General features: G+C 56.9%; 13 protein-coding genes. 4 read left to right on the forward strand and 9 right to left on the reverse strand.

The window, feature by feature from the left end:
- Positions 1 to 238 precede the first annotated feature (238 nt).
- Together BQ17_RS10125 and BQ17_RS10130 are read right to left on the reverse strand one after the other, a co-directional pair.
- Entirely contained in the window at positions 239 to 1,093 is an 855-nt protein-coding gene (locus tag BQ17_RS10125) for an Rpn family recombination-promoting nuclease/putative transposase (protein ID WP_089726721.1), read from the reverse strand.
- A gap of 202 nt (positions 1,094 to 1,295) precedes the next feature.
- On the reverse strand, positions 1,296 to 2,093 hold the full coding sequence (locus tag BQ17_RS10130) for an inositol monophosphatase family protein (protein WP_089726743.1): 798 nt from the start codon (positions 2,091 to 2,093) through the stop codon (positions 1,296 to 1,298).
- Between the two features lie 87 nt (positions 2,094 to 2,180).
- Between BQ17_RS10130 and BQ17_RS10135 the strand changes: the two genes are divergently transcribed.
- The 4 genes from BQ17_RS10135 to BQ17_RS10150 all read left to right on the forward strand — a co-directional run bounded on the left by BQ17_RS10135 (position 2,181) and on the right by BQ17_RS10150 (position 5,362).
- Positions 2,181 to 2,954 carry an RNA methyltransferase gene (locus BQ17_RS10135; RefSeq protein WP_256091540.1) on the forward strand — a complete coding sequence of 258 codons (774 nt, stop codon included), beginning with the start codon at positions 2,181 to 2,183 and terminating at the stop codon, positions 2,952 to 2,954.
- Between the two features lie 19 nt (positions 2,955 to 2,973).
- Complete coding sequence (gene cysE / locus BQ17_RS10140) at positions 2,974 to 3,780, forward strand: serine O-acetyltransferase (RefSeq protein WP_089726725.1); 807 nt, start codon at positions 2,974 to 2,976, stop codon at positions 3,778 to 3,780.
- 468 nt (positions 3,781 to 4,248) lie between these two features.
- Positions 4,249 to 4,677, forward strand: a complete 429-nt coding sequence (locus tag BQ17_RS10145) for a rhodanese-like domain-containing protein (protein ID WP_089726727.1) — start codon at positions 4,249 to 4,251, stop codon at positions 4,675 to 4,677.
- 175 nt (positions 4,678 to 4,852) lie between these two features.
- Complete coding sequence (locus BQ17_RS10150) at positions 4,853 to 5,362, forward strand: hypothetical protein (RefSeq protein ID WP_089726728.1); 510 nt, start codon at positions 4,853 to 4,855, stop codon at positions 5,360 to 5,362.
- A gap of 794 nt (positions 5,363 to 6,156) precedes the next feature.
- Here BQ17_RS10150 and iscX read toward each other — a convergent pair.
- The 7 genes from iscX to BQ17_RS10185 all read right to left on the reverse strand — a co-directional run bounded on the left by iscX (position 6,157) and on the right by BQ17_RS10185 (position 12,427).
- Complete coding sequence (gene iscX / locus BQ17_RS10155; protein WP_439645664.1) at positions 6,157 to 6,351, reverse strand: Fe-S cluster assembly protein IscX; 195 nt, start codon at positions 6,349 to 6,351, stop codon at positions 6,157 to 6,159.
- Positions 6,352 to 6,433: 82 nt separating this feature from the next.
- Positions 6,434 to 6,772, reverse strand: a complete 339-nt coding sequence (gene fdx, locus BQ17_RS10160; protein WP_089726732.1) for an ISC system 2Fe-2S type ferredoxin — start codon at positions 6,770 to 6,772, stop codon at positions 6,434 to 6,436.
- Positions 6,773 to 6,775: 3 nt separating this feature from the next.
- A complete protein-coding gene (hscA, locus tag BQ17_RS10165; RefSeq protein WP_089726734.1) occupies positions 6,776 to 8,647 on the reverse strand; it encodes a Fe-S protein assembly chaperone HscA in 1,872 nt (623 codons plus the stop codon).
- A 174-nt stretch (positions 8,648 to 8,821) separates the two neighbouring features.
- Positions 8,822 to 9,340, reverse strand: coding sequence for a hypothetical protein (locus BQ17_RS10170; protein WP_089726736.1), 519 nt, complete (start codon positions 9,338 to 9,340; stop codon positions 8,822 to 8,824).
- Between the two features lie 125 nt (positions 9,341 to 9,465).
- Positions 9,466 to 10,269: a hypothetical protein gene (locus BQ17_RS10175; protein ID WP_089726738.1), complete on the reverse strand. Its 804-nt coding sequence runs from the start codon at positions 10,267 to 10,269 to the stop codon at positions 9,466 to 9,468.
- 91 nt (positions 10,270 to 10,360) lie between these two features.
- Entirely contained in the window at positions 10,361 to 11,098 is a 738-nt protein-coding gene (locus BQ17_RS10180; RefSeq protein WP_089726740.1) for an HNH endonuclease, read from the reverse strand.
- A 3-nt stretch (positions 11,099 to 11,101) separates the two neighbouring features.
- The gene (locus tag BQ17_RS10185; protein ID WP_089726741.1) at positions 11,102 to 12,427 is read right to left on the reverse strand and encodes an AAA family ATPase; all 1,326 of its coding nucleotides are present in this window, start codon (positions 12,425 to 12,427) and stop codon (positions 11,102 to 11,104) included.
- Between the last annotated feature and the right edge of the window lie 452 nt (positions 12,428 to 12,879).

The following is a 12,879-nucleotide window of genomic DNA, read 5'->3' on the forward strand; positions in this document are numbered from 1 at the left end:
TGGAGGTTCCGGTAAGCAGCAGGGTGAAGTGGCCGCCGCACTCCAAAACGTCCGCTGGAACCCTTCTATGATCGTTAGCAGTCCGGAATCCATAAAGAGCCTGTTGACATTTAGAAGGTCCGCACAGCGGACCCTACAGTCTTCGAAGGTTCGCAGCGGGGTTTCGGTGACCTGAAAAGCCCCTCTCCCGGCGGGAGAGGGGTTGGGGAGAGGGCGAACGAAAGTCCATTGTTCGGGGTTATAATTTCTCGATTTTTTCTATTGGCAAGCCGGTACTTTGAGAAATGATCTCAGGTGGTATATTTTGTTGTTTCAATTTTCCGGCGATCGTGATTTTCTCTTCCCTTCTACCTTCTCCTCTGCCCTCTTCTCTCGCTGTATCGAATGAATTTTTCAAATCACGATAGATCTTCAAGCTCTCTTCATATTCACTATATTCGTCGTCATTGAAATTTGCAATTTCCGCTTGCTCAAAGAGCTTGTTAAAGATGCTTTCCTGTAATTTTGTGGGTCTATCTGTCAGATTCTCAAGATTTTTCAATGCATAAAGCCAATTGTCGAAATGGGTTTCCAATTCGTCGATCGTTTTAGTGAATTTCGGCATTTCGAGATAAATATAGGTCAATTTGTCATAGAAAACCGCTTGTATACTTTTATCGAATAATTGCACTTCATGATGAAAGACTTGATTACTGCCTTTATCTTCATCGAAGACAAAATCCAATATGCCAACCGTGTAAACTGACTTCAATTCAAAATCCCAACCACCCTTTTGGGCTTGACTCTGAATTGGAAATGTCGAATAGTAAACGCTTCTGTCTTTAAAATAATTCTGCTTTGCCTTCTGCATCTCGACGATAAACTTTTCACCCTGTGCGTTTTCACAATAAATGTCGAAAATGGCTTTCCTCTCACCAATGGTTCTCCCGAGTTGTTCCGGTGAAAGGTAGGTAATATCTTTGATTTCTCCTTCATCTCTACGCAGCAGCTCATTGAGAAAATCGATAAGCAGATCTTTATTCGGCTCCATGCCGAATAATTTCTTGAAACCAAAATCCGTAAAGGGATTGAGATATTTGTCTTCAACTTGCATGTACGGCTCCGATTTATTGAAAGACGTTCATCATGAGGTTTCGATAGTCGCCAGCTACCAGCCTTGTGTTCTCCCTACCCGCGGAGGGAAACCGCCGGCGACCGGTAGGCGAGGCTTGTTTGTGCGATTCCCTTGTGTCTGCAAAAGCAGCTATCACTTCGCACTCATCATTCATCATTCATCATTCCTTAATTCCGACTGTTCAGGCCCTGAGGGAGTCACTGAGAAAGGGCCGGAGCTTAGCGACCATGGCCTGGTGGACCTTGAGGTTGCCGGCAATCACATTGCCTGTCTTCAGATACCGGTCGCCGCCGGCCAGGTCGCTCACCATACCGCCGGCCTCGCTGACCAGCAAGGCACCGGCGGCGATGTCCCACTGGGCCAGCCCCAGCTCCCAGAAGCCATCCAGCCGGCCCGCGGCCACATAGGCGATGTCGAGGGCCGCGGAGCCGGGACGACGGATGCCCGCCGTATTCTGGAGCACGACCTTGAACATACCCAAATAGGTGTCCAGAAGGCTATGGTTTCGGAATGGAAAGCCGGTCCCGATGAGGGCGCCTTCCAGGGATGGGCGATCGGTCACGCGCAGGCGCCGGTCGTTGAGCTGGGCACCCTGACCGCGGCTGGCGGTGAAGAGCTCCTCCCGCAACGGATCATAGACCACCGCCTGCTCCAAACGGTTGCGGTATTTGAGGGCAATGGAGACGGAGAATTGGGGAAAGCCGTGCAGGTAGTTGGTGGTGCCGTCCAGGGGATCGATCACCCATTGAAAATCACTGCCCTGGCGTTCGCCGCTTTCCTCGGCCAGAATGGCGTGATCCGGGTACTTGCTGCGCAGCTCCCGGATGATCGCCTCCTCGGCACTGCGGTCTATCTCGCTGACGAAATCATTGCGGCGCTTGTCGGTAACGGCGATCCCATCGGTGTGTTCGAGGTAGCGCAGCAGGATACGACCGGCGCTGCGCGCGGCCCGGACGGCGATATTGAGCATGGGGTGCATGGTGGGCACCATACCCGAAGCGGCGAATAGATTCAAAGCGTGACCATGGACCCCAGCTCCGAAGTACTCCACAGGATCCGGTTCGTCATGGTAGAGACTACCCACCCGGGGAACATCGGGGCGGCGGCCCGGGCCATGAAGACCATGGGGCTGAGCCGGCTGCACCTGGTGAACCCCAAAGTGTTGCCCAATGCAGAGGCGGTGGCCCGCGCCGCCGGCGCCGATGACCTGCTGGCGGCCGCCCAGACACACGGGGATCTGGTGGACGCCCTGCGCGGCTGTCGATTAGTGGTCGGCTCCAGCGCCCGGTTACGCACGGTGGCCTGGCCGTTGCTGGAACCTGTCGATTGTGCCCGCCGGCTCCTGGCGGAGGCCCGGCAGGGTGAGGTGGCCCTGGTGCTCGGGCGCGAACGCTCCGGGCTCACCAACGACGAGCTGGCGCGTTGCCACTTCCTTGCGCATATCCCGACCGATCCGGGGTTCCGCTCCTTGAACGTAGCCTCCGCGGCCCAAATCTTCGCCTATGAGCTACGCCGTACCTGGGGTACGGCTGGGGAGCAGTACACCGAGGAGACCGAGCAAGATCCGGCACCTGCGGAGGCGATGGAAGGGTTTTACGCCCACTTAGCGCAGACCATGACGGATACGGGATTCAGCAATCCCGCCCAGTCCCGAAAGTTGTTGCGGCGCCTGCGGCGTCTGTTCAATCGCGCCCGCCCCGATCGGGTAGAGATTAATATCCTGCGCGGCATCCTGAGCGCCGCGCAGGGGAAGAAGACCCCGGGGCGATTTCACAAGACCGACCCCTCCCGGTCAGCCCCATCCACCGACCCCGACGGGAATGCCGCGGGGGAAGCTTAAGGAATGACCGAGCACTCCTATGTTCGAGCGATTACGTGAGGATATCGATTGTGTGTTTGAGCGGGATCCCGCCGCCCGCAACGGATTCGAGGTTCTAACGACCTACCCTGGGCTGCATGCGGTCCTCATGCACCGCGCCGCCCACGCCCTTTGGACTCGCGGCCTCAAATGGCTGGCCCGCCTGCTGTCCAACCTGGCGCGCCTCTTTACCGGGATCGAGATCCACCCCAGCGCGCGGATAGGTCGGCGCCTCTTCATCGACCACGGCATGGGGGTGGTAATCGGAGAGACGGCGGTCGTCGGCGACGACTGCACCCTCTATCACGGCGTAACCCTGGGCGGAATCAGTTGGAACAAGGGCAAACGGCATCCCACCTTGGGACGCCATGTGGTGGTGGGTGCCGGGGCGAAGGTGTTGGGTCCCATCGAGATCGGTGACGGGGCACGCATCGGCTCGAACTCGGTGGTGGTCAAATCGGTGCCGGCCGGGGTTACGATCGTCGGGGTGCCGGGCCATGTGGTAGAGCCGCCGGCGGCCGACGAGACCTACGAACGGCGCGCGGTAACCGCCCAGCGCATCGGCTTTGACGCCTACGGCGTGACCAAAGATGCCCCCGATCCGGTCGCCAATGCGGTCAACCTGATGCTGGATCATATCCATGCCCTCGACCAACGCCTCGAGGCCCTGTCTCAAATCCTGGAGGAACAAGGAATCTGCGGGCATTTCGATCACCTGCCGGACCTTCGGGCCTGCGAGATCCAGTCGGCACGGGACGAGACGAAGACAGGAAAGCGTTCAGATGCATCGGCTCAGGCGGGGGCCTAGTACATCATTTCACAGTATTCTACGTGTTCGTAGGGAACGCCCTCCGTAGCTGTTTTCATTTTTCTCACACCAAACCACAAAGACACCAAGAATTCTCCGCTCGTTCTGGCGTTCTTCTCTCAATCCTTATACCCCTTTGTGGCTTGGTGTCTTTGTGTGATAGCGAACCACGGATCGACACGGATTGGTCTCCATCCGTGTCAATCCATGTTCATCCGTGGTTCTCTTTCCGGTTGTTGTCTACACTAACCAACAATTTTCATAGGCTAGCGGAAGTGGTGGGCACAGCCCACCCTACAGGCTATATGCAAAATATGCAGAAATGGGATACTAGATGGGCCGCAACATCCCAGCGGTCCGCACAGCGGACCTACGGTCAAGCAAGTAGTCAGAGTAGGGTCCGCTGTGCGGACCGCTTGCGCATTGCGGCTACCTGACATCTGAAAAACAAAGAGAGGATTCGGAACCATGAGCGATCACGGCGTTAAGAGCCTTACTCCCCAACAGGCCTGGCAAATGCTTCAGGACGACCCCCGAGCGCTCCTGGTGGACATCCGTTCCAGTATGGAGTACCTGTTTGTCGGCCATCCGACCGGCGCCGTCCACGTCGCCTGGATCGACGAGCCCGACTGGATGGTCAACCCGGACTTCGAGACCGAGATTCGGAAGCTGTTGCCTGGCAGGGCGGTGTGCACACAGGAAAACCCCTGCGTGCCGGTCATCCTCATCTGCCGTAGCGGCAAGCGCTCCCTGGAGGCGGGCAAGGTCTTGCTGGAAGCCGGGATGCAGAATGTCTTCCACATCGACGAAGGCTTCGAGGGCGATCTCGACGACCATCATCACCGCAGCAGTATCGGTGGTTGGCGCCTGCGCGGACTACCCTGGGAACAGTGCTGAAAAGCATTCAAACCGGCGTAGTGAGTTTCGCCTGACCGAAAAATGTGTGTTATACAGTACAATATGTTATATAGTATCGTTCTTCGTAAGCCTACCGGTCACCGCTTTTGACCGGATCATTACGGGGCAAGTCCTTAGTACCTGTAGAAATCCAAACCGATATCCAGGAGCATCCATGTCTAAGAAGAACCCGATCAAACCCATTGCCGCCGTCATCGGTGCCCTACTCGCAGGAAGTCTGTCGGCTGTGAACCTGGCTAATGCCGCCGAGGACCACGCCAAAGCTTACGCCGAACACACCAAAGCCTACACCGAACACGCCAAGGCTTACGCCAAACACACCGAAGCTTACGCCAAAGCTAAGGAAGTGCATGCCAAGGCCGAAAAGATGCACACCGAAGCCGAGGAAATGCACACCAAGGCTATAAAGCTGCACACCAAGGCTGCAGAGACACACGCCAAACCCGGGGCGGACCACACCAAAGCTATGGACATGCATACCGAGGCTGAGGAGACGCATACCAGGGCTAAGGAGCTACATACCAAGGCTGAGGAGATGCGTACCAGGGCCAAGGAGATGTATACCAAGGCTGAGGAAATGTATACCAAAGCCGAAGCGCTCCATACCAAGGCTAAGGAGACATACACCAAAGCTGAGGAGGACTACGTCAAAGCCAAGAAATAAGGCAAGGATAGTGGTAACTCTTTGACTGGTAGAGGGTAGGTTGGGTTGCTGCGCGGTTCAGCGGACTCAATGTCTTTGGGACTATCAACTACGCTATCAGTTAGAAATTTACCACTACCAAGGCAAATACGGTGGCGACGAGGGAAGAGGATGTGGTTACCAATGGGCCCCAGACCCATGGGGTCCGTGGCTTCAGGGAAGCGACCAAAAATAATCTTTCCCATACTCAATTTCACCTGGACTCATTCCACCGTCGGCTGTCGGTCCGGCGATGCGGCTTGTTTTGCTCGCCGTATCCTATAATCCGGGCACCTGCAAGGGGGTACCCCCACAAAAATCTTTGCGTCCCTCGCGCCTTTGTGGTTCAAACAACCAACCGCTGCCTCATTGCAGCGTGGGGTGGGCCCTGCCCACCACCGAGTGAGTCTTGTTCAGGGCTTCCCGATCGGAATGCATCTGGAAGGATTGCCAGGAAGGCAATTTTTCAAGTACCCTATACTTAGGACTTCAGGTCAGAAACAGAGGCACACCAAAAGAGGCATACCATGAGATACGAAATTCGCACCGCTCTCCTCGCTTCGATAATGATCGCTTGCTTTTTTGTCGCATCCTGCGGCAAATCAGAAGACCCAAAGAAGACCACCTCGAAAGAGAATACCACCTTGGAGAAGCAAACCGATAAAAAATAGGGGGTTGAACGAAAGCGATTCCCCCATGGAAGCTCTGAACAAGTCCGTCCCGGACTTGTTCAGAGCAGGCTAGGGCGTAAATGTGATTTACGCGGCAGGTGGTTTTTACTCCCGCTCTTCTATCCAGGTGGCCTGAATGGCCTCCAGTATCTTTTCTCCCGAGCGCGTCGGATCGTCGTCGAACTCATCGAGGGCCAACGTCCGGTCACGCAGATCTACGAAGTTCACGTAGCGTGGGTCCACGTCGGGATGTGCCTCATCGAGTGCGATTGCTATATCGAACGTGTCGGTCCACTTCAAGCCCATGAAATTTCTCCGCTGCAGTGTAGGGTGGGCTCCACCCACCACCGAGTGAGCCATCGGTGGGCACAGCCCACCCCACTCAATGCTGCTCGGACACCATATTGATGGTGTATTTGGGGATCTCGATCACCAGGTCTTCATCGCCCACCAGGGCCTGGCAGCTCAAGCGGGATTCCGGCTCCAAGCCCCAGGCCTTGTCGAGCAGGTCCTCTTCGGTCTCGTCTGCTTCCTCCAGGGAATCGAAGCTCTCGCGGATAATGATGTGACAGGTGGTGCAGGCACAGGATTTCTCGCAGGCATGCTCGATCTCGACGCCGTTTGCCAGGGCGGCGTCGCAGATACTGACACCGGGCTCGGCCTCGATCATAGCGCCTTCGGGACAGATCTCCTCGTGCGGCAAGAAGATGAGCTTCGTCATAGGCTACTCGAATTCCTCGACCTTGTGTCCCGCCACGGCCGCTCGAATGCTCCGATTCATGCGCCGTTCCACATAGAAGTCGCAGGCCTTCTCCAGGTCTCCGACGGCGATCCTGATCGCCTCCGCATCCCCGCCGGCGGCTATCCGTTCTAACTTCGACAGGGCATCTTCTACAAGACCACGCTCGGTCGCGTCAAGCAGGGCATCTCCATCGCTCGCCAGCGCGGCCCGCAGGGCCGCGAGGGTTCGTTCGGCCTCGACCTGCTGCTCATGCAGGCGCCTGGCCTGCAGATCCTCCCCCGCCCGGGCCGTGGCATCCCGCAGCATGGACTCGATCTCGGCGTCGGTGAGCCCATAGGACGGCTTGACTTCAACTTGGGCCTTGACCCCGCTCGATTGTTCCCTGGCGGTAACGCTGAGCAGCCCGTCCGCGTCCACCTCGAAGCTGACCAGAATGCGTGCCGCGCCGGCCATCATCGGCGGGATTTCCCGTAGCTCGAAGCGCACCAATGAACGACAGTCCGCTACCAACTCCCGCTCGCCCTGAAGCACATGGATGACCATGGCGGTCTGCCCGTCCTTGAAGGTGGTGAACTCTTGGGCCCGGGCCACCGGGATAGTCGTGTTGCGGGGGATGATCTTTTCCACCAGTCCGCCCATGGTCTCCAGACCGAGAGACAGGGGAATGACGTCCAGCAACAGGACCTCATCGCCCCCCTTGTTGCCAGCCAGGACGTCCGCCTGCAGGGCAGCGCCGATGGCAACCACCCGGTCGGGGTCGATCTCTACCAGCGGTGGCGTGCCGAAGAGCTCCTCTACCCGTTCGCGTATCCGGGGTACGCGCGTGGAGCCACCGACCATGACCACATCCTGCACCGCGTCCGGTCGCAGCCCGGCGTCACGCAGGCAACGGCGACAGGCTACCAGCGTCTTGGCGATGAGGGGGTCCACCAAGGCATCGAAAGTCGCCCGGTCCAGTTCCCCTTCCCATCGGACGCCGTTGGGCAGCTCGAGGTGCAGGGGGACCCGATCCGCCGTGCTCAACGCCTCCTTGGCGGCGCAGGCATCGCGCAGCAACCGGCGCAGGAGGCGATGGGAGGCATTGTCCTCGACCCCGACCCGCGCCATGATCCAGCGCGCCACCGCACGATCCAGGTCGTCGCCGCCGAGGGCGGAATCACCGCTGGTGGCCAGCACCTCGAACACCCCGCGCCGCAAACGCAGGATAGAGATGTCGAAGGTGCCGCCACCGAGGTCGTAGATGGCATGGACACCATCGGCGTTCTTATCCAGGCCGTAGGCCACCGCCGCGGCGGTGGGCTCGTTCAGGAGTCGAAATATCTTGAGTCCCGCCAAGCGGGCAGCATCCTTGGTCGCCTGGCGTTGGGCCTCGTCGAAGTAGGCAGGGACCGTAACGACGACGCCGGAGAGCTCGCCCCCCAAGACCGACTCCGCCCTGGCGGCAAGCGCCTTGAGGATCTCCGCCGAGACCTCCACCGGGCTGACATCCCCCCGGCGGGTACGGATGCGCGGAACGGCGGTATCCGTCCGGACGAACTGATACGGCAGACGGTTCCCTAAGCGTTCGATGTCGTCCAGCCCCCGACCGATAAGGCGCTTGGCGGAGGCGACCGTGTTCAGCGGATCATCGACAGCAGCGGCCTTTGCCTCCGCACCGACGATCACTGCATCTCCGCCGAAGCGCACCACGGACGGCAGCAAATGACGCCCCTCCCCATCCGGCAGGGTAACGGCGGAGCCGCTGCGCACGGTAGCGACCAGTGAGTTGGTCGTCCCCAGGTCGATACCCGCCGCCAAGCGGCGCTGGTGCGGTGCGACGGACTGGCCCGGTTCCGAGATCTGTAAGAGTGCCATGGGGTCTCGTGTTGAGAGCCTTGTCGTTTGAGTTGAGTCTGCTGAATCCGGCCCAACGGATTACCAAAGGGGACCGTGACTATTCAGGGACGTAGAATGCGGTGAGTAACACGAACCGCATCGGCATGAACCGACATGGGCCATCTATCCGGCTTGTTCGCATCACTCGGTTTATCATTGAATAAGGTAATCACCGCTATTACAGGATTTCTTACTAGGCTTTTTACCCTTTTCGATGACGATCAAATCCCCGTTCATCACCGCATCGTAGACAATGGAATCGACCCAGGGTTGGCTCACGAGATACGTACTCGTGCCCACTTCTTCATCCGTGGGAACAACACCTGTCTCCAAATCGATCACATCACGGCTGTTGAAAAATTGTACAACATTACACCAATACTCTGTTGGAGAATCATCCAGTCCCAGAGCCCATAACACATTTTCCTCACGCCACAACATGTAGGTATATTCGCGCGTGGCGGGATACCTGGCAATAAAAAAATGGTTCTTGTTTTTCCTGGCCTTTTCATTCACCACGAGCTGCAGGCTGGAAATAAGGTGTTGGATGTGGGGATGCTGACGAATGGAAACCGGATTATCGGAGGCAGCGACTGTCCCCGAAAATGGGCTACTCAGCCAGGCCAGGAAAAACACGGCCAGTGGAACTTTTTTTGTCGATCGGGTAAGCATGTGTCGTCCTATAGGATAGAAAATCCAATGGCATGAGGGAAGGAACCGGGGCAAAGTCTGTCACTTGAGAGGACCTTGAAAAATCCCATGGAGGGAATTTTCCAAGGTCCTCTCTATCTCGATCGTCATTTAGACGGTTTCTCAGGCTCGAGGGTGTAAAACTGATTTCCTGATAACGGCGTTCCATATTTTTTGAAACGCCCACCTGGAGAACGGCTATCCGCAGTGCGCCATCCGTACAGTCTAGTCGGACATGGATCCAAAACTACGGCTTTACCCGTTGCCACTTCGAGTGCGTTGAGCAAAAAGGTTTCGTGTTTCTCCTGACGTCGGTCGCTGTCGTCATTGGCTATCTTTACAATGTCGTTGATACGGGCCTGTAGCCCGGCCTTTAATGTGGGATAGTTTTCGAATCCCTCGACCTGGCCTCTGGCCCTCACGATATCCGTGATTGTCTTGGCACCCGGGGCTAAAAATTGCCCGGGATTGTTTTTAAGGCGATTTTCCAACACGAGACGCATCCATTGCATCCCCTTTTTAGCATCAGTCGCATTGTAACTAGACTTAGCCGGTGGGGGACTTTCGGCCAAAAACAGTCGTACAAGCATGCCCTCTTGCGTTGTGGCCGCTGGAAGCGTCAGTTTTTTCGCAACCGTTACCTGAAGTTTCGCAACAACCTTGCCGTTGTGCTTTGCATGTATCTCAGCCTTTCCCGTCGCGAATGCGTCTATTTCTACCGTCCAGATCCCTTTTGGTCCATTGAACAAGGCAATGATCCGCCCTCCGGCAATCCGCGGGTTCGTGGAGTGCAACTGAATCGCCTTTCTATTTCCCCCCACGCCGGCCAGATGCAGACGCATCTTACCACCCAACCGCATATTATCTTGTGTGACTATGGTTCTATCATCGACCAACGTAAAGGTTGCCATCAAAGTACTCCTCGCTGGTTAGCGGTTATCTTTTTCGATGACGATCAAATCCCCGTTTATCACCGCATCGTAGACAATGGAATCGTTTTGTTCATATCTTTCCGCCACCCGCCAGGTCATCAGGATTGGGGGCCGGAGAAACCGGGCGAACATCGGCGGGATCGAAGCAACCGCTCTCCCTGGTGCCAGGAAATGCATCGATGAGCCGATTGCGCATATCGCTATCGTCCTTGAATATGGTCATCCAGATGCTGAAAAAGCCGTACCCCAGGGCGGCCTGCACAATGATGCGGCGGATATCCTTATTATCCGGCTGATTGCTCAGGTCCGCACTGGCCTCTTCGGCAACCGCCCAGACCTCCAACCGCTGTGACACCCTGTCGATACTCACCCGCTTGCCGTTCTCATCGAAAACCGCGGAGATTCGTTTATCCAAACCGGTCAAGGCCAGCGTATCCTCCGCCTGTCGGGTTATTCCGTGGCGAGCGGCAGCGGCGGAAGGCGATACGGTGCCGTCGGGCGAATAGGTAAAGGCGAGGAAGGTGTTGTCACGGTCCGGCAGCAAGATATGATCGAGCAGGACATCCTTATCCGATTTCGTGGAATTGCAGTTCACGCACCCCAGCAAAAAATTCTCCCAGCGTCCTTCCAGATGGATATAGGCCGGTAAATTCTTGGGTTGAATGTGCTCGACGGCGAGATTGGTGGCGATCCGCCGCTCGCAATAACTACAGTAACCGCCGAGCCTGGAGATCAGCGCCGGTTTGGCGTCCGGGTAGGGCTCGAAATCGTTGGGTCGGGGTGAACGCCCTCTGCGTACCGGTCGCATGGCCTATTCCCCCAGCTTCGCGGCACGCTTCATCTCCAGAAAGGCCTGAAATGCCGGGTTGTCCGCATAAGGCGCGATGGTCTCGGCAAGCCGCACCTTGTATTCCGCCAGCTTCTCTTCCGGGGCCTTCGCGGCGGCTTCGAGCTCCTCGAAATAATGCCTGGCCGCGCCCGTCATCTCCTCATAGCGCATGCTGACCTGTGGATTGGGTATCCCCATGATGCCCTGCGCGATCTCTTCGACCGGCAGGTTCGCCACATTGGCGGTAGGCTGGCCGTCCAGCATGAGGAGCTCTTCGCCACTGCGGAGTGACTGGATGAGAAACGGCGAATGGGTGGTACAGATGAACTGGATTTTGGGGAAGGTTCGGCGCAAATCCTCGATAATGCGGCGCTGCCAACGCGGATGCAGATGCAGATCCAGCTCGTCGATCAGCACCACCCCCGAGGTCTGTTGCAGCACCGCGCCGCCATAATGGGGATTCAGCCTGGCCGCCCTCTGCGCCATATCGCCGACCAGCGCCGCCGTACTGCGCTGCCCGTCGCTGAGATTGGAAAAGGGCTGGGTTTCATCTTCCATCTCGATTACCACCTCGCCGATGACGGCATCGAAATCGAGATTGGACGCGCCCTCCAGGCAACCGACGATGGCCTTTTTCACCGCCTCGAATACCGGTGATGCCCTCCCCTTCCGTTGGTAAGCGATCCATGACTGACGGACAATCCAATGGATAAGTTGGTCTACTGATAGTCTCGGATCAATGCTGTTCCCATAGCCCGCCAGGCGGGATTGTCCTTCTTTATCGAATAATCGCGTCAGGTCCGTTACCCGAAACGATTCTGGTCCCTGACAGAGTCGCTCGGTACCATAGTATGAGATCAAAGGCAGAAAGACCTCTTTGCCCTCGCGCACAGCTGTACCCGCGGCCGAGGCCAGTTCTAAGATCGGCGTCGCCCCTTCGTGGGTAACATGACTCTCGGGGCCTTTTAGTGCCTCCAGCCAGCTGATTGACTCTCCCTGTACCTCGCCCCGTGCCGTTACTTCACAAGGGTACAGATACTCCCAATTGACGCTGACATGGCGTTGTCCCTGGTCGTCGATCTCCTCATGGTGCTGGAAATTGCCCCGCACCTCGTTCGGACGAATGTGGCGGGGGTTATCCCCCCCGATCCCCCAAAACCAACTGCTGACGGCCACTGCCAAGGCGTCCAGGGCACCGGTCTTACCCGTGCCGTTCCTTCCGACCAGCAGGTTGAATTCCGGGTGAAAGGAGAGTTCCCTGTCCTCGAAGCCCTTGAAGTGCTTGAGAGCCAATTGGTCTATGCGCATGACGGATCTCTCCAGCCTAACGCCATTACAATGTCATTAAGTTAATCTTCAAAGCCCCTCTCCCGGCGGGAGAGGGGTTGAGGAGAGAGTGAACGAAAAACAGCGATCAAGCAATCACAAACGGCGCCGGTGACGCTTAACTTAATGGCATTGAATACCATTAAGTTAGCTGCCGGCGGCTCGTCGTGGTCGGTCAGGATGCGGAAGATACAACTACGAAGTAGAAATCCTAATGCCGTTTCTTAATTGGATTTGTACCGGAACAAACCGCACCGAAGAACCACGGATGGACACGGATAAAAACGGATCACAATCCGTGTCCATCCGTGGTTTTTTCGTTCCCACGCGGCGCGTGGGAACGAGAGAAAGCAGGCCACTAGTGTAGTGCGCTGTAAATAGTAGAACTAACAAAGCCGCCCCTGGTCGGTTGTAGAGAGCCGATGCAGACAAGA

It is taken from the genome of Candidatus Thiosymbion oneisti, from assembly GCF_900092655.1.
GTDB lineage: Bacteria > Pseudomonadota > Gammaproteobacteria > Chromatiales > Chromatiaceae > Thiosymbion > Thiosymbion oneisti.